Source organism: Rhodococcus sp. IEGM 1409 (genome assembly GCF_030056735.1).
In the GTDB taxonomy this organism is placed as follows: domain Bacteria; phylum Actinomycetota; class Actinomycetes; order Mycobacteriales; family Mycobacteriaceae; genus Rhodococcus_F.
The window spans coordinates 687,751-705,881 of the sequence record NZ_JASHKN010000001.1 but is presented as its reverse complement, the minus strand read 5'-3'; the positions used below and the strand labels follow the sequence as shown (position 1 = coordinate 705,881).

17 protein-coding genes are annotated in these 18,131 nt (G+C 62.3%); 9 read left to right on the top strand and 8 right to left on the bottom strand.

Annotated elements, in window-relative coordinates; genetic code table 11:
* The 5 genes from QM716_RS03485 to QM716_RS03465 are packed head-to-tail and all read right to left on the bottom strand — an operon-like array spanning position 1 to position 5,504.
* Positions 1-1,434 carry an aldehyde dehydrogenase family protein gene (locus tag QM716_RS03485; RefSeq protein ID WP_283302386.1) on the bottom strand — a complete coding sequence of 478 codons (1,434 nt, stop codon included), beginning with the start codon at positions 1,432-1,434 and terminating at the stop codon, positions 1-3.
* A complete protein-coding gene (locus QM716_RS03480) occupies positions 1,431-1,931 on the bottom strand; it encodes an SRPBCC family protein (RefSeq protein ID WP_283302385.1) in 501 nt (166 codons plus the stop codon). The genes QM716_RS03485 and QM716_RS03480 overlap by 4 nt, the downstream gene beginning before the upstream one ends.
* Positions 1,928-3,019, bottom strand: a complete 1,092-nt coding sequence (locus QM716_RS03475) for a PDR/VanB family oxidoreductase (protein ID WP_283302383.1) — start codon at positions 3,017-3,019, stop codon at positions 1,928-1,930. Before QM716_RS03475 ends, QM716_RS03480 begins: the two co-directional genes overlap by 4 nt.
* Entirely contained in the window at positions 3,016-3,948 is a 933-nt protein-coding gene (locus QM716_RS03470; RefSeq protein WP_283302381.1) for a metal-dependent hydrolase, read from the bottom strand. The genes QM716_RS03475 and QM716_RS03470 overlap by 4 nt, the downstream gene beginning before the upstream one ends.
* A complete protein-coding gene (locus tag QM716_RS03465) occupies positions 3,948-5,504 on the bottom strand; it encodes a flavin-containing monooxygenase (protein ID WP_283302379.1) in 1,557 nt (518 codons plus the stop codon). Before QM716_RS03465 ends, QM716_RS03470 begins: the two co-directional genes overlap by 1 nt.
* Positions 5,505-5,687: 183 nt before the next feature.
* Here QM716_RS03465 and QM716_RS03460 point away from each other — a divergent pair, with 183 nt between their 5' ends.
* Positions 5,688-6,344, top strand: a complete 657-nt coding sequence (locus QM716_RS03460) for a TetR/AcrR family transcriptional regulator (RefSeq protein WP_283302377.1) — start codon at positions 5,688-5,690, stop codon at positions 6,342-6,344.
* Positions 6,341-6,967, top strand: coding sequence for a TetR/AcrR family transcriptional regulator (locus QM716_RS03455; RefSeq protein ID WP_283302375.1), 627 nt, complete (start codon positions 6,341-6,343; stop codon positions 6,965-6,967). Before QM716_RS03460 ends, QM716_RS03455 begins: the two co-directional genes overlap by 4 nt.
* Before the next feature lie 4 nt (positions 6,968-6,971).
* On the opposite strand, the gene QM716_RS03450 is transcribed toward QM716_RS03455, so the two are convergent.
* Complete coding sequence (locus tag QM716_RS03450) at positions 6,972-8,150, bottom strand: acyl-CoA dehydrogenase family protein (protein ID WP_283302373.1); 1,179 nt, start codon at positions 8,148-8,150, stop codon at positions 6,972-6,974.
* Positions 8,151-8,337: 187 nt separating this feature from the next.
* On the opposite strand from QM716_RS03450, the gene QM716_RS03445 reads away from it, so the two are divergent.
* Entirely contained in the window at positions 8,338-9,804 is a 1,467-nt protein-coding gene (locus tag QM716_RS03445; RefSeq protein ID WP_283302371.1) for an FUSC family protein, read from the top strand.
* On the opposite strand, the gene QM716_RS03440 is transcribed toward QM716_RS03445, so the two are convergent.
* Positions 9,780-10,742, bottom strand: coding sequence for a sigma-70 family RNA polymerase sigma factor (locus QM716_RS03440; RefSeq protein ID WP_283302369.1), 963 nt, complete (start codon positions 10,740-10,742; stop codon positions 9,780-9,782). The genes QM716_RS03445 and QM716_RS03440 overlap by 25 nt on opposite strands.
* Before the next feature lie 277 nt (positions 10,743-11,019).
* On the opposite strand from QM716_RS03440, the gene QM716_RS03435 reads away from it, so the two are divergent.
* The 6 genes from QM716_RS03435 to QM716_RS03410 are packed head-to-tail and all read left to right on the top strand — an operon-like array spanning position 11,020 to position 17,391.
* Entirely contained in the window at positions 11,020-12,099 is a 1,080-nt protein-coding gene (locus QM716_RS03435) for an ABC transporter substrate-binding protein (RefSeq protein WP_283302367.1), read from the top strand.
* Complete coding sequence (locus tag QM716_RS03430) at positions 12,096-12,917, top strand: ABC transporter ATP-binding protein (RefSeq protein ID WP_283302365.1); 822 nt, start codon at positions 12,096-12,098, stop codon at positions 12,915-12,917. The genes QM716_RS03435 and QM716_RS03430 overlap by 4 nt, the downstream gene beginning before the upstream one ends.
* Positions 12,910-13,782 (top strand): ABC transporter permease, encoded by an 873-nt coding sequence (locus tag QM716_RS03425; RefSeq protein WP_283302363.1) that lies wholly within the window; start codon positions 12,910-12,912, stop codon positions 13,780-13,782. Before QM716_RS03430 ends, QM716_RS03425 begins: the two co-directional genes overlap by 8 nt.
* A gap of 33 nt (positions 13,783-13,815) precedes the next feature.
* Positions 13,816-15,162 (top strand): LLM class flavin-dependent oxidoreductase, encoded by a 1,347-nt coding sequence (locus QM716_RS03420; RefSeq protein WP_283302362.1) that lies wholly within the window; start codon positions 13,816-13,818, stop codon positions 15,160-15,162.
* Positions 15,159-16,388: an MFS transporter gene (locus tag QM716_RS03415; protein ID WP_283302361.1), complete on the top strand. Its 1,230-nt coding sequence runs from the start codon at positions 15,159-15,161 to the stop codon at positions 16,386-16,388. Before QM716_RS03420 ends, QM716_RS03415 begins: the two co-directional genes overlap by 4 nt.
* A gap of 16 nt (positions 16,389-16,404) precedes the next feature.
* Complete coding sequence (locus QM716_RS03410; RefSeq protein ID WP_283302360.1) at positions 16,405-17,391, top strand: LLM class F420-dependent oxidoreductase; 987 nt, start codon at positions 16,405-16,407, stop codon at positions 17,389-17,391.
* Between the two features lie 8 nt (positions 17,392-17,399).
* Here the strand turns inward: QM716_RS03410 and QM716_RS03405 are convergent, their stop codons facing one another.
* A complete protein-coding gene (locus QM716_RS03405) occupies positions 17,400-18,062 on the bottom strand; it encodes a DUF3239 domain-containing protein (RefSeq protein WP_283302359.1) in 663 nt (220 codons plus the stop codon).
* Between the last annotated feature and the right edge of the window lie 69 nt (positions 18,063-18,131).

Sequence of the window (18,131 nt, the reverse complement as noted above, 5' to 3'; positions counted from 1 at the left end):
TCAGCGCCTTCCGTGGAGAGCGCGGATGAGAACCTTTACCAGCCAGTCGATTCGGGCGGTCCGACGAAACGTCGTCAGCGGTAATGGCGAACGGAACCGTTGCCTGGTCATCGAACGGGCATAGGTGAACTCCTTCAGGCCGTCTGGGCCGTGAACGCGTCCGAAACCGGATGCTCCGACCCCACCCAGCGGCAGGTTGGGAACTGCGGCATACATCACGTAGGAGTTCACCGACGCTCCTCCCGATCGGAGTCGATCGGCGACAGCAGCTCCGTCCTTGCCGAACACGCTTGCTCCCAATGCGTATGGCGACGCGTTTACCAACTCCACCGCCTCATCCATCGAGCTGACTTTGGTGATCGTCATCGTCGGGCCGAAAGTCTCCTCCGTGACGGCGAGGCTGTCTTCGGGTACGTCGACCATGATGGTCGGTTGCACGTACTGACCGGAGATCGTGCCGAGCCCGCCGAGAACGACACGCCCACCCCGCGACACCGCGTCGTCGATGTGGCGCCGGATGACGGCGACTTGTGAGGGCATGGTGATCGGACCGATCTTGTCGTCGGCATGAGAACCCGCATGAATTCGGGCAGCCAGAGTGGTTGTCTTGTCGAGAAACTCGTCGTAGACGTGTTCGTGCACGTACACACGCTCGACGCCCAGACAGGTCTGTCCGGAGTTGGACAACGCACCCCACACCGCAGCATCCGCGGCGGCGCCGACATCTCCGTCGGCATCCAGGACGAGTGCGTCCTTGCCACCACATTCCATCAACACCGGTGTGAGGGTCTCGGCGCAGGACGCCATGACCTTCTTGCCAGTGGCAGTGGATCCGGTGAACCCGATCTTGTCGACGCCGGCCAGGCACAGTGCCGCGCCGACCGAACCGTCACCTGTGACAACCTGCAGCACAGGATGTTCAGGGACGACCTCGGCAAATGCTCGGCCCAACCATTCACCGACGCCCGGTGCGAACTCACTCGGCTTGTAGACCACAGCGTTGCCGGCGGCCAGCGCGAACGAGAGCGAACCGAGCGGGGTGAAGACCGGATAGTTCCACGGACCGATCACACCGACCACTCCGAGAGGCCGATACTCCACCGAGGCGGCCTGATTGATCGTCAACAGACTGGAGCCGACGGTGCGCCTGCCCAACACCTTTCGAGCGTTCTTCGACGCCCACGCGAGATGTTCGAGAGCCATGGCGATTTCGAGCATTGCATCGGGGTGCGGCTTGCCCATGTCTCGGTGAACGACGTCGGCGAGTTCGGATGCTCGACGAGCGATGATTCCTCGCCACCGATCCAGTCGGCGGGCGCGTTGCTCGAATGTCAGTTCTGCCCACCACTCCGAAGCAGTACGTGCGTCGCGCACTGCCTGTGTCACCGTGTCCTCGGTAGCCTGCGCGGTCGTGTCGATCTCGGTTGTTGTCATCGCGGAGTTCCCTGAAGTGTGTGGTGGACGGCGCCGTCGGCCCAGTTGCGGGTCACACGGTCGAGGATCGGTCTGGCCAGGGACAGAATCGGGGCGAACCACGGCTGCGCCTGCACAGCGAACGTCCAGGTGAGAATGCTTCCAGTCGAAGTCGGTTCCAGCACCAGATCTTCGGCGAAACGGTTGAATCCCGGAAGTGACGCCGACTCCACGTAGAACGACATCCGGTTCCCCTCGTCCCAGTGAAAGAATCTCTCGTCCAGTGCAGCGAAAGCGCCGGCCCGCACAGTTCGCGTCGTCCCGATGCCGAATGGTCTTGCCGAGGTCCAGTCGGCTCCGGTGATCCCGCGCGCCCACGACGCGAGCGCACCGTCCGAGGTCAACGTCCGCCACAAGCTTTCGCACGTCGCCACGGACTCGATCCGGTGAGTGACCACCAGCGGCGCGGATCCGATGAAGACTTCGTCGGCCGCCGCAAGATAGAATTTCCGCTTCACAGGTCCACCACCAAAGATCCACCGGTGGAACGTGATCGACAGGTCAACATCGAATCGGTACGTTCCGATTCGGTGAGAAGGGTGTCCCGGTGATCGACGGTCCCGGCGAGCACCCGGACCTTGCACGTACCGCAGAAGCCCTGCTGGCAGGAATACGCGACGCCAGGAAGTGCGCGTCGTATTGCCGCCAAAGCACTTTCGGACTCACCGACATCGACGGTGAGACCGGTGCGCGCCAGGTGCACCGTGAACTCGTTGCCGTCGACTACCGGTAGCGGCGAGAAGCGCTCACTGTGCACCGATCCGGTCGGGTTGCTCGTGAAGGTTGCCGCGCGCACCATGTTCATCAGCGGCGCCGGTCCGCACGTGTACACCGCGGCGCCGGGATCCGCAGCGGAGACCAGTTTTTCGACATCCGGCGAGCCCAACTCGTCGTCCGGTCGGATGGTTACCTGCCCGCTGGAATACTCCTCGATCTCGTTCAGAAATGGCATAGCTGCGCGAGTTCGTCCGAGATAATCCAATCGCCAAGAGATTCCGTGACGGTGACAACGCTGCACCATGGGAAGTAGCGGAGTGATCCCGATTCCGCCTGCGACAAAGAGATACGACGGAGCCGCGACAAACGGAAACGCATTCCGCGGCCCTCTGACGTCCACCGCCATTCCAGGTTTCAGAGACTCGTGGATCTCGCGTGAGCCGCCACCGCCCTCGTCTATCCTCCGGACGGCGATCCGATACGACTTCAAGTCCTCGGGGTCGCCGCACAGCGAATACTGTCGTTGCCTTCCCGAGGGGAGAAAGACGTCGAGGTGGGCGCCGGGAATCCACGACGGCAGGGTGACGCCTTCCCCCGGGGTCAAGGTGACACTCAGGACGTCGTCACACTCGAACCGGACGGACTTCACGTCCAGCGTCATGTCGAACCCGCTGTAGCGAACCGGGTTGGGACGCGAAAGTAGCTGCGCTGCAAGACTGGTTGCAAAGATCCGACGGTATGCGCTGGTGGCCTGCGCGGCAAACCTCAACGACCGGGTCGGCGTGAAGTCGGGTGCATCGTGGGAACTGTCGGCAGTCGTCTTGTTCATCCTTCACTCTCTCCGGAGGAACGATTGGCGGCAGGCGATCGAGCGAGGTAGCGCATGGCGACGTCCATGTCCCCGATCTGAGAAGGGTGGAAGCTCGGCCGCAGATACGGGGGAATTTCGGTGATCAGGAATTTCATGTTCGGTACCAGGCCGCGGCGAGTGGCGCTGATCAGTTGCAGAGGCCACAGTCGGCCCTTCGCCTTCGACGGGTCCTGCCGGAACAGGTAATTCATCGAGGCGATGAACAGCACGAACAACGTGAAGCTGGCCAGCAGTGCCGTGCGAACGCGTCGGGCGTAGCTACCGTCCACGTACATATAGGCGTCGAAAGCGACGTTGCGGTGTTCGACTTCTTCGGCACCGTGCCACTTGACCATGTCGAGCATCATCGGGTGCATGCCGGCATCTTCGAGCGCGGGATCGGTGAGCAGCCATTCGCCGACCACTGCCGTGTAGTGCTCCATGGCAGCAAACAAGCCGAGACGTTCGCAGAGCCAGGCGTGCTTGGCTTTTCCGGTCAGTCCTTTGTCGCCCAATATCTTGTCCACGAGCCAGTCCATGCGGCGTGACATCGGTTTCATGTCCATGCCGAGGTCCGCAAGATGTTCGCGTGCACCTTTGTGCGACGACGCGTGTGTTGCTTCCTGGCCGACGAACCCCACCACCTCTTCGTGCAGTCGGGTGTCTTCGATGAGGGGGAGCGCTTCGGCGAGCGTCGCGGACATGGCCCGCTCTCCTTCGGGTAACACGAGATGCATGAAGTTGATGACGTGGGTGACCATCGGTTCGTTCGGCACGTAGTGCAGTGGTACACCTTCCCAGTCGAATTCGACGTCACGGGCGGCGATCGCATGTGCTTCGTCGGTGTAGCGGCGAGCGCCGGACGGTGCGACGACGGGTGTGCCTCGGAAGGCGTTGATGCCGAGCATTATCGGCTCCTCACGGTTTCTCGAGCAGTGGTGAGTGGTGTGGACGAGACGGGTTGTACCTGCGTGTAGTGAGTGAGGTCGGCCTGTTTGGTCCTGGCGCGGAAGGATCGGTTGAATCCGGGATAGAAGGTGTAATTGCGGCCGCCGTCGACGAGGTAGTAGCTACTGCACCCGCCTGCGTTCCACACGCTGGTGGCGAGTCGGCGGTCGGTCGCACGCACGAACTCCCGCTGCACGTCGGCGCGGACGTCGATTCTGCCGATGCCGCGATCTTCCATTTGGAGAATGCAACTCACGATGTACTCGACCTGCGCTTCGATCGTGACGACCTGCGAGGTGTAGACCACCGAGTTGGGGCCGAGGATCATGAAGAAGTTCGGAAACCCGCTGATGGTGGTGCCGAGGAAGGCCTCGGCACTGCCGTTCCACGCTTGTGCGAGGCTGCGGCCGTCCTTGCCTCGGATGATGTCGAAGGACGGGTTGTCTCCCATGCGAAAACCGGTACCCATGACGATGGTGTCTACTTCGCGGAAAGTGCCGTCCGCGGTGAGTACGCCGCGCTCCTGTACCTCGACGATTCCGTCCGTCACCACCTCCACGTTGGGTGACGCCAGCGCGGGATAGTAGGTATTCGAGAACGTCGGACGCTTGCATCCGAATGCGTAGTGAGGGAGTAGCTTTGCGCGAAGCTCCTGGTCGCGTACCTGCCGACGAAGATGTGCCCGGCCGAGTGCGGCCAACCCTTTGAGCAGCGACGGTTTGTACACGAATCCGGGTACCAGGGCTTCTTGAAGTAGGTCGAGTCCCTTGCGAGCGAGTCGCTGGGTGAGCGGTACCCGCTCGAACAGCGCGCTGGGCCAGCCCGTCATCGGCTGATCCGGGTGCGGCAGGATCCATGTCGGTGTCCGCTGGAATACGGTGAGCGTGTTCGCGAGCGGTTGCAGTCTGGGGATGACCTGTACTGCGGAGGCACCGGTGCCGACCACGGCTATGCGTTCGCCGCGAAGGTCGTGGTCGTGGTTCCAGTCCGCGGTGTGGAACATCTGACCACGAAACGATTCGAGTCCGGGGAGGCCGGGTGTGGCGGGCGCGCTGAACGGGCCGGTGGCCGCGACCAGGAACTGTGCCTCCCACACGGTTTCCGCGGTGTGTACCCGCCAGATCTGGGCCTGCTCGTCCCACGACGCTTCTGTGACGTCCTGGTTGCAGTGGAAATGACCGGCTAGTCCGAAGCGATGGACGCAATCCCGGAGATAGTCGTAGATCTCGGGCTGCAGCGGATACAGCCGCGTCCAGTTCGGATTGGGCGCAAACGAGAACGAGTACAGAATCGACGGGATGTCGCACTGTGCACCGGGGTAGGTGTTGACCTGCCAGGTTCCCCCGGGCTCCGCAGCGCGTTCCAGAACGACGAAGTCGTCGATCCCGGATTGCTTCAAGCGGACAGCCGTTCCGATGCCGCCGAAGCCGGCTCCGATGACGACGACTCGTGTTCGGCGAGTTGGAGTTTCCTCTTCTCCGGCCGATGGCCCCGAGGTTGGGTCGATGTCGACCATGTGTGACGCCTCCTGATTGGTGCGTGAACAACTGAACGAAGAGTAAGTCTGACATCATGTGATGTCAACAGCGGTTGATGTCAGAATTGAATTGGCTGACATCGAGCGATGTCAGTTCGCTCGCGGGAGCCGGCGCGATAACCTGAGGTCGAGAGCACTGCCGGTCAGTGAGAACATGGGGACATGACGGATACCGAGGCTCGGCGCACCGGCCCGCGCAGGTGGCGTGGGCAGGAACCGGAAGATCGTCGCGCCGCGCGCCGGGCACAGCTGATCGAAGCCGGGTTGCAGATCATGGGCACCGAGGGTGCGGCCGCCGCGACCATGCGTGCGACCTGCCGCGAGGCTGCGCTGACCGAGCGGTACTTCTACGAGAGCTTCGCCAATCGTGACGAACTGTTGGTCGCCGTGCTTGACGAGGTGGTTCTCGGCGCGCGAGACACCATTCTGGACGCGCTCGGAGCGGCACCTTCCGAACCGTCGGCACTGATCCGCCACGTGGTGAAGGCCTTCACCACCTACGTATTCAAAGATCCTCGACGTGGACGCATCATGTTCGTAGAATCCCAGGCGGAACCTGCGCTGTGGGACCGAGGGCGAGAACTGATGGCAGAGTTCACCAATCCGATTTCCGCGTCGCTGGAGCTGATGTACGGCGGCGAGGCGGCCGACTCCGCGAACTCCGAACTCAACTCGGTAGGGCTGTTCGGTGCCCTCGCGTTCATCTATCAGGCGCACACCCCGTCCTCCAAGATCTCTCGGAAGCGCTTGGTGGAACACATTTCGCTCATGGTCGAGGCGCAGGCGACGGTCAACAGTACGCCCGCGAGAAAAGAATGACGTCGGTGCCGGTCGCGGGCGGAAAACGCCTCGGGCCCGAGGATCGACGTGAACAGATCATTGTCAGCGCGGCAAAGGTTTTCGAGGAGAAGTCCTATGCCGACGTCTCGATGACCGAGTTGGCCAAGGCGGCCGGGGTCGGTCGTCCGCTGCTCAATCACTACTTCGGCTCCAAACGGGAGTTGTATCTCGACGTCGTGCGGCGATTCGTCTTCATCCCCGAAGTGGCGGTGGACCGCATTCCGCGATCGGCGAGCCCGGAGAAGCGGATCAGCGCCGTGATCGATCGGTGGCTCGACGTCGCCTGGCGTCATCGCGACATGTGGATCTCGACAGTCATGTCCGACGACCTCCGCCGTGATCCCGAGATGGATCGGATCCTGCAGGACGCGGACGACGTTGCCGCGCGACGCATGATGGATGCGCTCGGGATTCAACTGACTGAAGGCAGCGAGGCTGCTGTTCATTCGATGATCGTGGCGTACGGAGGATTGGCGAAGGCCGCCAGTAAGCAGTGGTTGGTGACCGGGTCGCTCGACCGCGAACAGGTGCACCTTCTGCTGGTACGCAGCTTGCTCGCCATCGTGCGTGAAGTGCTGCCGGCCTGCGAGGCAGACTCCTGATTGCTCAGAGTGATCTCGCCACGAGGTCTTTCATGACTTCGTTCGATCCGGCGTAGATTCGCTGAATACGAGCGTCGGCGTACATCTGGGCGATGGGATATTCGAGGATGTAGCCGTACCCGCCGTGCAGTTGTACGCAACGGTCGATCACGGCGCATTGCTGATCGGTGAGCCAATACTTGGCCATCGCGGCGGTGGTCGCATCGAGCTGCCCGGCAAGGTATTTGACGATGCAGTCGTCGATGAACGTTCGTGAGATACGAGCGATGGACGCGCACTCGGCAAGTTCGAAGCGGGTGTTCTGCAGATCGAAGAGTGTTTGCCCGAACATGTTTCGCGATTTGGTGTACTCGACGGTGAGGGCGACTGCACGCTCCATTGCCGCAGTGGCCGCAACCCCACAGATCAATCGCTCGGGCAGTAGTTGCTGCATCAGCTGCGCAAATCCTGCGCCTTCGCGTTCCCCGAGCAGGTTTGTTGCCGGCACCCGCAAGCGGTCGAAGAACAACTCGGTGGTGTCCTGGCCTTTCTGTCCGACCTTCTCGAGTATTCGTCCGCGCTCGAAACCCGGTGTGTTGTCGTCGACCTCGGCCACGATGAGCGATACCCCGCGCGCTCCGAGGCTCGGATCGGTTTTGGCGGCAATGATCACCAGATCGCAATTGCGGCCGTTGGAGATGAATGTCTTTGCGCCGCTGATCAGATAGTCGTCGCCGTCGCGGACGGCGCGGGTGGTGATGTTCTGCAAATCGGATCCGGTGCCGGGTTCGGTCATGGCGATTGCGCCCACCCACTCACCACTTACCAACTTCGGTAGCCAGCGCAGTTTGTGGTCATGATCGGCGTAGGCATTGAGGTAGTGCGGCACGATTCCCGAGTGCACACCGAGTTGGAGTGAATGATCACCCGCCATCACCTGCTCGTGGAACAGCACGGCGTCGTGCGCAAAAGTTCCTCCTCCGCCGCCGTACTCGGTGGGGATCGACATGCCGGCGAGCCCGAGCGTCCCGAGTTCCCGATAGGCGGATTTGTCGGGAAAACCCTGGGACGCGAAGCGTTTCTGATGCGGTGTGACGTGTTTGGCGAAGAAGTTCCTTGCCAGGTCGGCCACGGCCTCCAATTCGTCGTCCATCCACGGGGACCGGCGTTCGGTGGTTCGGGTTGCGGTAGATCTTTGCGTCATCGTGATTCTCCCGATCGATGAAGTGCGACCCGCGAGCGGATCCGACTCCACCTATCATCCACACTGTTGACAGAGTGTCAATAACGGGGTGGTCGAATCGACCTCCGGACCCTCCTCGAATTCCACGTCGGCCGCCCGCAAGAATGGGACGACACAGACACGAACAGGCCGGCGCGAAGGATGGGCAGTGGACCCCGAAGAAACATCAGCGGGTCACGAGTCCAACCTCCCGGCACCGCGTCCGGCGCGCAGCGTCCTGTTCGGATTGCCGCCGGTGGGAAACCGGTACCCCGGAGCGGTTCGCGTCGCCCTCGCCCTGGCGATTCCGGCGGCCATCGCCACACTGCTCGGATTCGGGTCGGCTTCGCTCCTGGTCGGCCTCGGTGCATTTGCATCGATCTACGGTGAGGGTCGTCCGTACCGGAGCAGGTGGAAGGCAGTCGGTATCGCCGCGACGGCGCTGACGATCCTGTCCTTCATCGGGGCATCAGTGGGTGAGCCGGTCCACCGAGCGATCGCCGAGGGCGCGCCGACGGTGCTGCTCGTCTTTGTCGTGCTGATCATGGCCGGGGTGGTGTCGACGTGCGCCTTTACCGTCGACGCGCTTCGATTGGGCCCACCGGGAGCGTTCTTCCTGTTGCTCACCACCGAGATCAGTTCGGTGATCGCCACTCCCGGGCAGCCGCCGGTCACGGTCGCGATGTGGACGGCAATCGGTGGGATCAGCGCGGTGGTCGTCTCGATGACGGGAATCCTGTGGGCATCGCGAGCGATCGAATGCAGCGCGGTACAGGCAGCCGTCTCCGCCGTTGCGGAGTACACGGAAGCGCAGGCGAAGTACGCCCCGCCGGAGCCGACGCGAGGCAAACGCCACGCTGCAGCACTTCGGCTGTCCGTTGCCTGTATGGCCGCGGGAACCCTCACCGTCGTGCTCGGCATCGATCGCCCGGACTGGGCGGTGATCGCCGCGGCGATGGTCCTTCATCAAGGACCGGATCGAATTCTGGGCACCTATCGCGGAATCCACCGCATCGGCGGGACCGTCCTCGGGTTGATTCTGTTGGGCGTCATCTACGCCTGGAGTCCGACCGGTCTGTGGTTGGTGGCGGTACTTGCCATCCTGATGGCGGGGATCGAGCTGTTCCTGGTGCGGAATTACGGGATCGCAGTCATCTTCATCACCGCCGTCGCAATTCTCCTCGGCGCGGCCGGTGGTGCGCACGGGGCCGTCCAACATCTGATCCTCAGCCGCATGCTCGAGACGGCAATCGGCGTCGTCGTGGCGTTAATCGTCCTGTGGACGGTCGGGCGCGGGGCACATCGACGCACTCTGATCTGGGTCGATGAGCGTGCCGGCAGTGTCCTGTTCAAGCTGCTGACCGAAATTCGTTCGAGGCACTATGCACCACAAGCGAATTGGTCCGAGCTTTCGGAGCTTCGTCGCGACCTGGACTTCGAACTACGAGGCAGCACGATGGCCGGGATCGACGCCGCCCACAACGAACCCGAATGGGCGTCGCAGCAGTTGAGAACGCACACCGCACTGCATCATCTGGGATCGGATGTGCTGCACCGACTGTGGTTCGGCACGCAGGTGTCCAGGTCTCACCTCGAAGAATGGGAGTCTCGCTACCTGCGCTCAGGTTCGGTGTGATCGAGCATCGGGACGGCACTGAACTTGGCTGGATTCGCAATGTCGTAGGCGGCACACACAACTCCGTCGCGAACCGTGAAGCCGGCAACGCGAGCGGCGAACTGCGGGTACCGGTCATCTCCGGGTGAGCCGGCGAATACACCACCGAGTTGTCCGTTGACGAGAACCGGTGACATCGAAAACAGCGCTGCCGGTCCGTACTTGCGGGCCAACCCCAGGTAGAACCGCGCCACACGATCACTGCCGCGGACGACGTTGACCGCCGTGCGGGTGGTTCCGCCTGCGTCACCGATCAGTACGGCATCGGGATCGAGTGCTTCGATCACGGCGTTCAGATCTCCACTCGCGATAGCAGTGACCAATCGTTCGACGGCGGCAGAATGCTCCTCGCTGCTGACCGGGACCGGCGCCGACGCTGCGGCTTTACGGGCCCGCGAGGCCAACTGGCGGGCGGCGGCAACCTCGATGTCGAGGATGCGAGCCACCTCGGCGAAGGGTACGTCGAAGCCGTCGTGGAGGACGAAGGCAACGCGCTGAGCGGGCGTGAGGGTGTCCAGGACGACGAGGGCCGCAAAACGATTCTGTTCCTGCGTCACGACGTACTCGAGTGGATCGGGTGTCGCTGAGGGTGTGCTCGCGGTGGCGTCGACGGGTGTGACGATCGGCTCCGGAAGCCACTGTCCTACATAGCTTTCTCTACGCACCGCGGCCGACTTGAGATGATCGAGGCAGATTCGGCCGACGACAGTGGTGAGCCATCCGCGCAGTTCGCGGATCTGCAACTCTCCACCTCGCGTGGTTTCGGCTACTTGAAGCCGTATCCATGCTTCCTGCACCGCGTCCTGAGCGTCGCTGAAACTTCCGGTGAGACGGTAGGCCACTGATGTCAGATGGCCACGATGTTGCTCGAAGTCCTGCGCGGTAGTCGGCGAAAGCATGCCCTCATGATACGGACTTCACACATTAAATCAGGCGTGAATGTAACCGTTGACCCAGGTAGTGGGTGCCGACGTATGGTTTCGGCACTGCTTACTGCTCGATTCTGTCTTCACATTCATTGGAGTGTCACGTGTTTCGGTCTTTCACGCTGATGTCGTTCGACTGTTGTCGTTGAACTGACATTCCCCACACCTGCCTGTGCCGAGCGCCGCGTACGGCGCTCCGGACAGGTGTAGCCGAGAACTGCACCAATCATCTTCTACAGGAAGCAACTTCATGATTCGCCCTCGTTTCGCGCGCTCGGTAGCCGCGGTCGTCGCCTTTGTCACTCTGTCCAGCTTTGCCGTTGCCTGCTCGGGCTCTTCCGACGAAGTCGTCAAGACCGCCGACGGCAAGACCGTCCTGCGGTACGAGGGAAGCACTGGACAGGTCTTGTTCCCCGAACTCGCTGCCGATCTGGGCTACTTCAACGACGTGGAACTCAATTGGATCGGTGACACGACCAGCGGTCCTCAGAGCATTCAGAATGCCGCGACCGGTCAAACCGACTTCGGCGGAGCGTTCAACGGCGCGGTGGTGAAGTTGGCGGCAGCTGGATCACCGATCACCTCGGTGATCGGGTACTACGGCTCCGACAAGCAGAGCTTCAACGGGTATTACGTACTCGACGACAGTCCGATCAAGTCGGCGAGAGACCTGATCGGCAAAAAGGTCGGGATGAATACCCTCGGCGCGCACCACGAGTTCGTCGTTCGTGAATGGCTTGCGCGAGAGGGACTTACACCTGACGAGATCAAGCAGGTGGAACTGATCGTGGTGCCGCCGGTCAACACGGAGCAAGCGCTCCGGCAGGGACAGATCGACGTCGCGACTCTCGGCTCGGTCTTCCGTGACTCCGCACTCGAACGAGGTGGTCTGCGGGAGCTTTTCACCGACGAATCCCTGTTCGGCTCGTTCACATACGGCACGTTGGTGTTTCGTGACGAGTACATCGCGCAGAACAAGGAAGCCGTCGCGGATTTCGTGCAGGGAACCGCGCGAGCCATTCGCTGGACTCAGACGCACCCGCGTGACGAAGTGGTGGCCAAGCTGACGTCCATAGTCAACAGTCGTGGACGCAACGAGGACACCAAGCTGATCAGTTACTGGAAGAGCCCGGGAGTCGCCGGCCCCGGTGGAACGATCACCGACACCGAGATCAGCACGTGGATCGGCTGGCTGACCCGCAACGGGGAACTCGAGGACGGCAAGTTGAAGCCGTCGGACATCTACACCAACGAATTCAACCCGTACGCCAACGGAACGTATTCACCCGACAGCGGTGCTGACGGACAGGCATTGGAGGCCGCAAAATGAGCACAGAACCGAAACTACGGCTCGAGCACGTCACCAAGCAGTTCGACATTCGGGGGACCGACGAAGTTTTCACCGCGGTCGAGGACATCAACATCGACGTGGCGCCGGGGGAGTTCCTGGTCCTCGTGGGGCCGAGTGGTTGCGGTAAATCGACTTTGTTGGACCTTCTCGGTGGACTCAGTTCGCCCACTTCCGGTCGAATCCTTCTGGACGGCAGGCAGATCACCGGACCCGGTCTGGACCGCGGGATCGTCTTCCAGCAGTACGCGTTGCTACCGTGGCGCACTGCGCGTCACAACATCGAGTTCGGACTCGAAGCGAAGGGCGTGAAGAAGAGCGAGCGACGCGAACTCGCCGAGCATTACCTCGAACTGGTCGGTCTGCAGGGCTTCGCGGATCGCTATCCGCACGAGTTGTCCGGCGGAATGAAGCAGCGAGTTGCGATTGCTCGCAGCCTGGCCTTCGATCCCGAGGTGTTGCTGATGGACGAACCCTTTGCGGCGCTGGACGCACAGACGCGAGAGTCGCTGCAGGACGAACTTCTGCGCATCTGGAAGGCCACCGGCAAAACGATCCTGTTCATCACCCACGGAATCGACGAGGCCATCTACCTCGGTCAACGTGTTGCAGTGCTGACGTCGAGGCCGGGGCGCGTCAAGACGATCGTCGACATCGACATCGACCGGTCCGGCGACGACGTGCGATCAGGTGAGGAGTTCCGTGTGTTCCGGCACCGGATCTGGACGCTGCTGCACGGTGAAGTCGAGCGCGCTCGGGCCGGCGAACTCGACCCAGCCAAGGAGGTTGCACATGTCTAGTGCATTGGCGACGCCGGAAGTGGTCGTGGACCCGAAACCGTTACCCGACACAACACCTGACATTCAGCAGCGGAGCCAGGCGGGCGGCAAGGCGGCGCGCTACATTGGTTCCACCGCCTGGCGGATTGCCAAGCCGTCTATTGCGATCGCGATCTTCCTCGGGCTCTGGGAAGCGGCGCCTCGGTTGGGGCTGGTGGACAAGGTTTTCCTTCCACCCTTCAGTGAGGTTGTGTCCGCATTCTTCACTCTTGCCGCGAACGGTCAACTTCAAGAGCATGTTTCGGCAAGTCTGACGCGTGCGCTGACCGGATTCTTCGTGGCCATCGCGATCGCGATCCCGTTGGGAATCGCGATCGCCTGGTATCGCCCGGTCTCCGATTTCCTCAACCCGATTCTCGAATTATTCCGCAACACAGCAGCCTTGGCGCTGCTTCCCGTCTTCGTGCTGATTCTCGGAATCGGTGAGGAATCGAAGATCGCCCTGGTGATCTACGCCTGCACCTTCCCGATTCTGCTCAACACGATCTCCGGTGTGCGCACGGTGGACCCGCTTCTGATCAAGTCCGCGGCCTCGCTGGGCTTCTCCTCGATTCGACTGTTCCAGAAGGTGGTTCTCCCGGCTGCGGTGCCGACGATCTTCACCGGAATTCGTATGGCCGCCGCGTCGTCGATTCTCGTGCTGATCGCCGCCGAGATGGTCGGTGCGAAAGCCGGTCTCGGGTATTTGATCACCGCTTCGCAACTCAACTTCCAGATCCCGAACATGTATGCGGGCATCGTCGCGATCTCGTTGTTGGGTCTGACTATCAACGCGGTTCTGGTCCTGATCGAACGCCGGCTCTCACGTTGGCGCGTCACCACCTGATCTGCACCTTTCACGGAAAGAATCTGCGAACTCATGTCCGAACGACAATTTCATCTGAACGCCTTCCTCATGGGCGTCGGCCATCATGAGGCGGCGTGGCGCCATCCGCGTACAAATGCGGCCAACCTGTTGAACGTCAAGCACTTCCAGGAGTTGGGGAGGATCGCCGAACGAGGAAAGCTGGACTCGGTGTTCTTCGCCGACGGGCTGGCGGTCGGCCCGCGGGTCAAGTACAACACACAGGCGATTTTCGAACCCGTCACCTTGCTCTCTGCGATCGCTGCAGCCACCGACAAAGTGGGTCTGATCGCAACCGCGTCGACCAGCTACAGCGATCCATACACTCTTGCAAGGAAGTTCGCGTCCCTCGATCACATCAGCGGCGGACGTGGCGGGTGGAACATAGTCACGTCAGCCGGCGCCGACGAGGCGGCCAACTTCGGCCTCGATGCAGTACCGACGCACAGTGGTCGGTACGAGCGGGCCGAGGAGTTTCTCGACGTGACACTCGGACTCTGGGACAGCTGGGAAGAGGGGGCAGTTGTCCTGGACGAGGAGACCGGAATTTTCGCCGATCCGGATCGTGTCCATTGCATCGACCATGACGGTGAACGATTCACGGTAGCCGGCCCGCTCAATTCGCCGAGGTCTCCGCAGGGACGTCCGCTGCTCGTGCAGGCCGGTTCTTCCGAGAGCGGCAAGGATTTTGCCGCGCGGTACGCCGAGGCCGTGTTCACCGCTCAACGGACTCTCGAACAGGGGCAGGATTTCTACAACGACCTCAAATCTCGGCTGATCAAGTACGGACGTAGTCCCGACGAGATCAAAGTGCTGCCAGGCATCGTTCCCTTCATCGCGGATACGGAAGAAGAAGCGAAGGCTCTGGAGCAGTCGTTCACGGACCTGATCTCCCCCGAGTATTCACTGCGCCAACTCTCGAACATGGTGGGCGTCGATCTCACCGAGCATTCCCTGGACGCCCCGTTGCCACCGCTGCCGGACATCGATCGGATTCAAGGGAACAAGAGTCGATACCAACTCGTCAAAGATCTTGCAGAGAGCGAAAAGCTGACGGTTCGGGAGTTGATCGGCAAACTCGGTGGCGGCCGCGGGCATCGTACGTTCGCCGGGACACCCGAACAGGTTGCCGACGAGTTGGCCGAGTGGTTCGACAAAGGTGCTGCGGACGGCTTCAACATCATGCCGCCTTATCTGCCAGGTGGGCTGGAGGTCTTCGTGGAACGAGTCGTGCCGATTCTGCAGTCGCGTGGGCTCTTCCGAACCGAGTACACCGAATCCACACTGCGCGGACACTACGGCCTCGACCGCCCGGCGAACCGGTTTTCCCGGGCCGCCGGCGCGGCAGAAGTGAGCGCGTGACGGAAACCCTGCCCAAGGAACAGCCGTCGATCGCCGGACTCAAGCCCTTGATCACAACGGTTTTCGTACCGGCGGCCATTTTCGGAATCGGTCAGGGCGCGGCCGCCCCCATCATGGCCGTCACCGCCCGCGACCTCGGTGCATCGGTCGCCGTTGCCGGATTGATCGTCGCACTCGGAGGTTTGGGGGCCGTCGTCGGCGATCTCCCCGCCGGCCGGATAGTGTCGCGATTCGGCGAGCGTCGGTCCATCATCGGTGGAAGTTCCTTGGGTGCGACCGGAGTAATTATCTGTCTGCTTGCGCAGACTCCCTGGATGCTCGGTATCGGCGCTCTGCTGACCGGACTGGCGAATGCGGTGTGGGGCCTCGCGAGGCAGAGCTACCTCGCCGAGACCGTGCCACGCGGCCTACGGGCCCGAGCGATGTCGTCATTCGCCGCGATGTGGCGGTTGGGGTTCTTCCTGGGGCCGCTCATCGGAGCCGGCGTGATTCTTCTGGTGGGCGCGCGCGGAGGATTCCTGGTCCAATTGGTGGGCGTCGTACTCGCCGGGGCGCTGATGGCCCGCGTCCCCGACCCGCCACGAAAGGCGCAGGCGGGCAACGGTGATCACGCGCACACAACCCTCCCGGACATCCTTCGCCGTCATCGCGTGGCACTGTCGACGCTCGGGACAGGCTCACTGCTGATGGGCGCCGCTCGTGCTTCGCGGGAGGCAGTGCTGCCGCTGTGGGCATTGCACCTCGGGTTGGATGCGGCCCAGGTGAGTGTGATCTTCGGTATCGGTGCGGCCGTGGATCTGCTGTGTTCGTATCCGGCCGGACACATCATGGACCGATACGGGCGCAGGTTGGTCGCGGTGCCTTCGCTGACGGTGATCGGAGTGTCGTACCTGATGTTGCCGTTCTCGACGAGTGCAATGGGGCTGACCGTGGTCGCTGTAGTGATGGGGATCGGCAACGGACTGGGCAACGGCGTGATCATGACTCTCGGCGCTGATATTGCCCCACCCGAAGAACGCGCCGAGTTCCTCGCTGCATGGCGATTGACCCACGACACCGGCATGTTCGGTGGGCCGCTCGCGATCGGTCTCCTTGCCGCGGTGTTCCCGCTCGGGTGGGCGTTCGCCGCACTGGGTGCGACCTCGTTCGCGGGCGCAGCGATGATGTTCCGCTTCATTCCGGTCTACTCTCCGCGGGTATCACCCGAGTCGCGCGTCGGGAAATGATAGGTAGGCTCGCTACATGCGATTCGGACTGTTCGTACCTCAAGGCTGGCGTCTGGACCTGGTCGGTATCGACCCCGCGAAGCAGTGGGAGGTGATGCGAGACTTCACGCTCCGCGCGGAGGCAGGACCGTGGGAATCGGTGTGGGTCTACGACCACTTCCACACCGTTCCCCAGCCGACGGAAGAAGCGACTCACGAGGCGTGGACGTTGATGGCGGCGCTCGGTGCGTCGACGTCGCGTATCCGGTTGGGCCAGATGTGTACCGCCATGAGCTACCGAAACCCGGCGTACCTGGCCAAGGTCGCCGCGACAACCGACCTGATCACGGGTGGACGCGTCGAAATGGGAATCGGCGGCGGTTGGTACGAGCAGGAGTGGCGCGCATACGGCTACGGATTCCCCTCTGCCGGTGAACGTCTGGGTCGGCTCGACGAAGGAATCCAGATCATGCAGCAGGCGTGGTCGACCGGCAGCGCGACGCTCGACGGCAAGTACTACCAGGTCGACGGAGCGCTGTGCCGTCCACTTCCGTTGCAAGAGGGCGGAATTCCCATCTGGGTTGCCGGCGGCGGCGAGAAGGTCACACTCAAGATTGCGGCGAAGTACGCGCAGTACACCAACTTCGACGGCACCCCGGACGGCTTCGCACGCAAGTCGGAGGTCCTGAAGAAGCACTGCGACACCGTCGGTACCGACTTCGACGCCATCGTCCGTTCGGCCAACTACAACGTCGCCATCGGCGCGACGGAAGCCGAAGTGGCTCAGCGGTTGGAGACGCTGAAATCCCGGCTGACGCCGTTGGTCGGCGAAGCTGCTGCGGATGCGTCGCTCGATGAGTTCCGCGGAATGCCGGCAGTGGGTACGCCGGAGCAGATCATCGAGAACCTGTCAGCGCTCAAAGCGCAGGGCCTCGAGTACGGAGTTTTCTACTTCCCCGAGGCTGCGTACGACACGTCAGGGATCGAGATGTTCGAGAAGGAAGTACTGCCCGCGCTCGCGTAGCTGTACGGCTAGCGCAGGGAGTCAGGAAGATCGGCCGGGTTGATCAGAACCCGGCGATCGGGGTGGGTGCGAACTTCTTCGGAATCGGGGATCCGGCTCTGCAGGAAGTTCCACTCGCTCGCACTGACAGCCGCAACAGCCCGTGCCAGCACCGCGGAGTCCTTGGTTCCCCACTCGATCGGCATGGGGCTGACCATCTGCCAGGTGTCCGCCTTGCTGCGGGTGGAACGATCCGAACGCAGTGCAACCGACGGAATTCGGTCGCCGACTCGCCACTTCGGATTGAGACGAACATTGCGGCTGACGAGTGCGTACTTCGGTGCCCCTTTTGCCGGCTTCGCGATGTCGATCAGCGCGGTCAGCGTCGCCGCACGCGGGTGGACCTCGGTGACGATCGCAGGGACCAGCGGGTTGTTCGCATACAGAGATTCGACGCTTCCCACCTTGCGAGGTGCCCACACGGCCACCCACAGGGAACTGGCCGCACCGATGGCCAGGACCGCGCCGATGATGATGGACCACACCTCGCCCATGCTGATCAGCCAGGCCCCGACCGCGGCGAGGACGATCGCGAAGATCACCGCAGAAATCTGCAGGCGGCGTACGTCGGCCAGTGTGTCGTTGACCGACTTGGCGTGAGCCTTGTCGACAGTGAACTGGAAGTCAGCCACGAAAAAATCCTTCGGGTGGTGCCGGACGATCTAGGACCGGCCCCCGATCGCCCGGGGACCGTCCACCAG

Coding starts and splice junctions, on each gene's coding strand:
- QM716_RS03420 (WP_283302362.1), top strand. CDS start 13,816: ATGTCCGAACGACAATTTCATCTGAACGCCTTCCTCATGGGCGTCGGC.
- QM716_RS03485 (WP_283302386.1), bottom strand. CDS start 1,434: ATGACAACAACCGAGATCGACACGACCGCGCAGGCTACCGAGGACACG.
- QM716_RS03440 (WP_283302369.1), bottom strand. CDS start 10,742: ATGCTTTCGCCGACTACCGCGCAGGACTTCGAGCAACATCGTGGCCAT.
- QM716_RS03425 (WP_283302363.1), top strand. CDS start 12,910: ATGTCTAGTGCATTGGCGACGCCGGAAGTGGTCGTGGACCCGAAACCG.
- QM716_RS03435 (WP_283302367.1), top strand. CDS start 11,020: ATGATTCGCCCTCGTTTCGCGCGCTCGGTAGCCGCGGTCGTCGCCTTT.
- QM716_RS03460 (WP_283302377.1), top strand. CDS start 5,688: ATGACGGATACCGAGGCTCGGCGCACCGGCCCGCGCAGGTGGCGTGGG.
- QM716_RS03450 (WP_283302373.1), bottom strand. CDS start 8,150: ATGACGCAAAGATCTACCGCAACCCGAACCACCGAACGCCGGTCCCCG.
- QM716_RS03430 (WP_283302365.1), top strand. CDS start 12,096: ATGAGCACAGAACCGAAACTACGGCTCGAGCACGTCACCAAGCAGTTC.
- QM716_RS03470 (WP_283302381.1), bottom strand. CDS start 3,948: ATGCTCGGCATCAACGCCTTCCGAGGCACACCCGTCGTCGCACCGTCC.
- QM716_RS03475 (WP_283302383.1), bottom strand. CDS start 3,019: ATGAACAAGACGACTGCCGACAGTTCCCACGATGCACCCGACTTCACG.
- QM716_RS03455 (WP_283302375.1), top strand. CDS start 6,341: ATGACGTCGGTGCCGGTCGCGGGCGGAAAACGCCTCGGGCCCGAGGAT.
- QM716_RS03410 (WP_283302360.1), top strand. CDS start 16,405: ATGCGATTCGGACTGTTCGTACCTCAAGGCTGGCGTCTGGACCTGGTC.
- QM716_RS03465 (WP_283302379.1), bottom strand. CDS start 5,504: ATGGTCGACATCGACCCAACCTCGGGGCCATCGGCCGGAGAAGAGGAA.